The 4,854-nt window shown below is 59.2% G+C and carries 3 protein-coding genes and 1 pseudogene; 2 read left to right on the plus strand and 2 right to left on the minus strand.

Going from position 1 to position 4,854, the window contains the following annotated elements; translation table 11 throughout:
• Positions 1–649: 649 nt before the first annotated feature.
• Both ACTJLC_RS31585 and ACTJLC_RS31590 read right to left on the minus strand, forming a co-directional pair.
• Positions 650–922: a hypothetical protein gene (locus tag ACTJLC_RS31585; RefSeq protein WP_440846388.1), complete on the minus strand. Its 273-nt coding sequence runs from the start codon at positions 920–922 to the stop codon at positions 650–652.
• Positions 923–1,179: 257 nt separating this feature from the next.
• Positions 1,180–2,010, minus strand: a complete 831-nt coding sequence (locus ACTJLC_RS31590) for a GNAT family N-acetyltransferase (RefSeq protein ID WP_440846390.1) — start codon at positions 2,008–2,010, stop codon at positions 1,180–1,182.
• A gap of 1,727 nt (positions 2,011–3,737) precedes the next feature.
• Between ACTJLC_RS31590 and ACTJLC_RS31595 the strand changes: the two genes are divergently transcribed.
• A complete protein-coding gene (locus ACTJLC_RS31595) occupies positions 3,738–4,097 on the plus strand; it encodes a hypothetical protein (protein WP_440846392.1) in 360 nt (119 codons plus the stop codon).
• A 59-nt stretch (positions 4,098–4,156) separates the two neighbouring features.
• Positions 4,157–4,741: pseudogene (gene istA, locus ACTJLC_RS31600) on the plus strand (IS21 family transposase); the annotation flags it as partial.
• Positions 4,742–4,854: the final 113 nt, after the last annotated feature.

The raw sequence follows: 4,854 nt of genomic DNA on the forward strand, positions 1-4,854 counted from the left end.
CAAACAGAAAGAGCGCCGCCGTCAATTACCCACTGACAACCCGAACGGAGCGACAACCATGACCCCCTGACACAGCGACAATCACCTCGGCCGAGCGGCCAAGATGTTTGTCGGTAAACCGGACGTCCTGCTTGACGCTATCCAATCTGGAATTTCCCGTAATTCCTCTCCCACGGCCGGCCCTGATGTGGGCTCAAGCCCGGGCATTTTTCGTCGCCAGCTACTCGCTGATGACGCCTGTACACCATCGCCAGCTCGCTACGAGTAGGCCGACGTGCTGCAGCCATCATGAGCCTGTTACGCTCAGCAAAGTCCAATGGGCAGCTATCTGAAGAACGTGTTCACGCGACTGCCGACCCGCAGGGCCATCCGTCGAGACGGGCTTGTCGGCTGCTTATGTCCAACGTGAGCGCCGCGAGTGTAGCGAAAATCCCGTCAGCCGCAGCCGGTTCATTCTGCTCGGTGTTTGAAGGCCGTTTGGTGAGGCATAGCAGCCGTTGGAGTGTCCGCGCGCGTACGCGCGTGAGTGTCGGGAAGTGGCCGACAGCGGGCGGACCGGAAATTGATGAGCGTGGGCTATGGCGTAGGCCGTCGCGCAAAGGCTTATCTGGCGCGAAGGAGGTACTGCTGCATCAGCAAGGTGTGTCTCCTAGGCACAAATGAAGCCACGTACTTCTAATGCAGCGTCGCCTTTACCTCGTCGTTCCAGATCCTCGGCAAGCAACTCTTTAAACAGTGCTACTTCCTCATTCCCATACAGGTTGCGAAACTCACCGATGACCTCGGTGATCGCCCGGGTACGGGTATCGGGTGTAAGCATACTGCTGACGTGTGAACAGCCGCGGGCAAGTTCGAGGAAGTAGATTGCTCGAGCAGCAGTAGGAGAGATCATGGCGCCGCCGCGAGATTTTCCTTTTGGCATGAGGTTGACCTCTCTTTTGTCGCTGCCTTGCTCCGTCCTGGCGGTCGTGGCTCCTGCCGTTGACGAACGGAACCTACCTTGGCCAATCTAGCACGCGCACCTGAGCGGAAACTTAAGCGATCGGCGAAGCAGGGCGAGGGGCTTGAACTCGTCGTGCAGGAAGACATACCCAATAAGCGAGGCGCCGTGATCGAGAAATCGACAGGTCGTGTGATCAGTGAATGATGTCCGCCGTCGAACCTGGATCTGTGACGTATTCACGTTCTGCGCAAGGTCTGCAGCGTTCCCTTCGCATGGGACATGATCTCCTCTTGTAGACGTAGAGCACGCATTCCCAGACGCCCCCACGGCGAACTCACGGTCCGCAACGTCCAGACGCCCGCCATGTTGCCACGGGCCCAAAATTCTTTGTATTGCTCATCGCCTGCGCCGAAGTCGAGATCCAGCCGTCGGTCGAACGCCCATTGCACCACATGTTCGTACAAAAGAAAACCAGGCGAGAGTTTGCGTTGCGCCTGGTCGAAGCCCGAAAAGATCGTGCTCGCGCAGCGGTTGTCGACGCTGAACACGAGCGCCGCGAGCGGCTCGCCCTCAAGCGCGACAACGAGCAGATGGGCTTCCGTTGTGAATGGCGACGATAACCACTCGACGAGGAAGTTCCGGTAGTGAACGGACGTTATCCACTGCCCATGCTTGCTGACACGATCGCTCCAGTCACGTTTCCATTCGAGCATCAGGTCTATGGCAGACGCAACGGCGCCCTTGTCTGACGGGTCTACCAGCCATGCATCCAGCTGCCCTTTCTTCGCCAGGCGACGCGTGATGGAACCAGGCTTTTTACTTTGCTCAAGCACGGTCAGCGAATCGCAGAACGATGTCCAGTCGTGCTCTCTGCATTCCATGCTGAGCTTCGCGACGTCTGAAATGTGGCGCTGCCGCATCACGAGCGACCGGTCCTGCCCGGCGACGCGGTAAACGTCCGCCGACTCATGCAGGTATGGCAGGTGCACGGAATCGGCGCCACAGTGCCCAGTCGCGATGTGCCAGGCGCCTTCGATCCAGTAGAGGGTCCCGGCACGCGCTTCCATGAGTATGTCCGAGTAATCGGCTGCCTCAGGGGACAGCGGTGCCAGGCAGGCCCACATGAGCCGGCGACGCAGGACAAGCGGCCATACCATGGCAAGCCGGCCTTCGTCGCGCCGGATAATGCAGCGCAATGACCTGCCCTTCGGCTTCGCTACCTGCTGCCACGCAGTCCAGCAGAACGCGAACGACAGGTAGTGCCGCCCCCCTGCGCGCGTCCACAACGCGTCCCCATTCGGGTTGCAATCCGGCCAATGCATGTTCGTCGGTGATGATTTCGTAGTGGAAATCCGGGACCGTCATCGCTGCCTCGCCAGAGCCGCATGAAGCGGCCTGTTTGACATCACGTCTCGGGGGAAGATTACTCCTCGCATGAGAGCGCCACGCGTGCGATGGCGCACCGTTATAGGCGCTCTGAAATGAACCGCGAGCGTGGTAAAACCCGCAACGCAAACCACCCCATGTGGCGCCGGCGTCATAGATACGCGACCGACGCTGGGCGGCTGCAGAGCTGCCGATGCCTGAGCACGATGAAGCCTGACACCGGTCCGACGCTTCAACATTAGCATTCACGTAATCCTTGAGGGTGCCACTCGTCACTCGCCTGGACGGGCCGCGTGGATGCAGTCGTTAGTGGCGACCGCCGGGCGGCCTGATTCACGACCTGCCTCAAGAGGCCGCTGATGCGGTCTGGGGAGGGCGCACTCCTGACTCGCGCGGGATGACGTCACTTCCTCGAGACGACGAATGCGCAATCAACGAAGGTATACGCACGACGCTGACCGTAGGCGACGGCCTCCTCGGGGCACGCAAATTCAAGTGACTCTGCATGACTTGCAACCACGTTTTCCGGAATGAACTGAGCATTCTTATGCACATACCAGGTGACGGTATAGCGTGGCTCGGCACCGTTGAAGGAACGTGCTGTGGTCTCGTCGACATGTACGTGTACGCCGAGATCCCGGTATGGCTGGCAGATATGGTCCCGCACTGTCTCCTCCTCAGTCCTGGGGCAGCGAATGAATGCCCTCTTTGCCACGTCTGTTCAGGACGTGTATTCCACGCTGCGGCGCCGCCGGATTAATCATAAGACCTATGGCCTGCGCAGCGCGAGAAAAGCAGGGTTGGCGATCCACGCTCGCACCTGATAGTAATACGAAACGATTACGGCTGAGCGACACTGGCTGGCGTGACGCACATCGACGGTCCGCTCTCAAACGCTGTAATCGAAAAGCCTGAGCAAAAAGCGGCGTCACCGGGTCAGAACCAGGACGCCGCTGAAAACACGTCCCGCGTGGACAGGGTAGTCCGCAGGAGTGACCTGAAGGTATCGTTCATCGTTCCTCGGTTCAAGATGCAGAATTTCCGTTTGTAACAACGCCCAAGGTATTTTATGCAGCATTAAAACTGGATGCGCCGCAGGCAAGGAGGCGACGGTGCTGCGCTCGGATCGCGGGCGGCGATCGATTTTTAAATTTACAAACCGGTAAATTTCTTACAACACTGCTGGTTGGGCCCAGCGCGGCAACGGGGTGATGTCCTGAAGGTAGGGCGGCGGTTTCAACATTTCGAATGTCTGGTCGCCCACAGTGGTGCAGCCCAACTGCCGCTACGCTTGATCTGCCGCACTTTCCGGGTTCACTTCAGGATGGTGACCACAACGTGACGTGACGCCGCAACGGTGGTGTTTGGCGCCAACGCGCGACGGGGCAGCGACTATATAACGGGTCTCATGAATGAAGCCTCGGCGGCCGTGTCGATATTCAAACCCGTTATCTGTAAACGCTCCAGCCGATTGGATCCTTATGTGGCTGCTTGCGACAGTTACGCTGGTACCGTGAACATGGTTAGCGAAGACGTCTCCGTGACGCTGATGCCTGCACCACAAATCGAACCCGAGCGGATGCGCCGATGTGAACAACGCCAGGACAACTGTTGTCCACGCCGCACGCGCCGGTCTGAACGAGCGCTCGATTTTTCACGAACCGTGGTGGCTGGATATCGCGACCGGAGGCAACTGGAAGCTGGCGTCGGTTGTTTACGCCGACCGAAAATTCAGCCACATGTAGGGATCGCGCCGACTGAAAATTGAGCCGGGCAATCAACCTATCCTGCTAGTTTTTCTGGCAGGGTGTTTGGGGATGATCCCCGATGACGATGATTGGCAAGGTGCGGCGGATGTTCCACCGCCAGAACAAGTCGGTACGCGAGATAGCGCGTCTCACAAGCCTGTCGCGCAACACGATTAGTAAATATCTGAACATGGATGTTCAGGAGGAGCCGAAGTATCAGCGGCGGTCGCAGCCGACCCGGTTGACGCCGTTTCATGAGGTGCTGGTGCAGGCGCTCAGTGTCGACGCGCGGCGACCGAAGAAGGAACGCCGCACCGCCTGGATGCTGTTCCAGGAGATCAAGGCTGGCGGCTACGACGGCTGTTACTCGCGGGTGACCGATTTCATCCGGGCCTGGCGGCAAGGCGAAGGCAAGGCGGTTTCGAAGTCGGCGTTTGTGCCGCTGCGATTCGAGCTGGGCGAGGCATTCCAGTTTGACTGGTCTGAGGAAGGACTGGTTGTCGGCGGCATTTACCGCAAGCTGCAGGTGTCGCACATGAAGCTATGTGCGTCGCGGGCGTTCTGGCTGGTTGCCTATCCGAGCCAGGGGCACGAGATGCTGTTCGATGCCCATACGCGCTCGTTCGCGGCCTTCGGCGGGGTGGCCCGCCGGGGCATCTATGAATGAAAGGGACTTCCCCGTCCCGAATCAGGTGCCCGTTGCGGGCGACGGCATCAAGGTGCCACGATGGGGTTCTCACGCTCCATCAACTCACTCGAAGGGGAAGTCCATGGCAA

The sequence above is a fragment of the Paraburkholderia sp. 22099 genome (assembly GCF_052045835.1).
Lineage (GTDB): Bacteria > Pseudomonadota > Gammaproteobacteria > Burkholderiales > Burkholderiaceae > Paraburkholderia > Paraburkholderia terricola.

Bases quoted from the DNA above. Each gene is read 5' to 3' on its own strand.
- ACTJLC_RS31590 (WP_440846390.1), bottom strand. From the start codon at position 2,010: ATGGAAGCGCGTGCCGGGACCCTCTACTGGATCGAAGGCGCCTGGCAC.
- ACTJLC_RS31585 (WP_440846388.1), bottom strand. From the start codon at position 922: ATGCCAAAAGGAAAATCTCGCGGCGGCGCCATGATCTCTCCTACTGCT.
- ACTJLC_RS31595 (WP_440846392.1), top strand. From the start codon at position 3,738: ATGAATGAAGCCTCGGCGGCCGTGTCGATATTCAAACCCGTTATCTGT.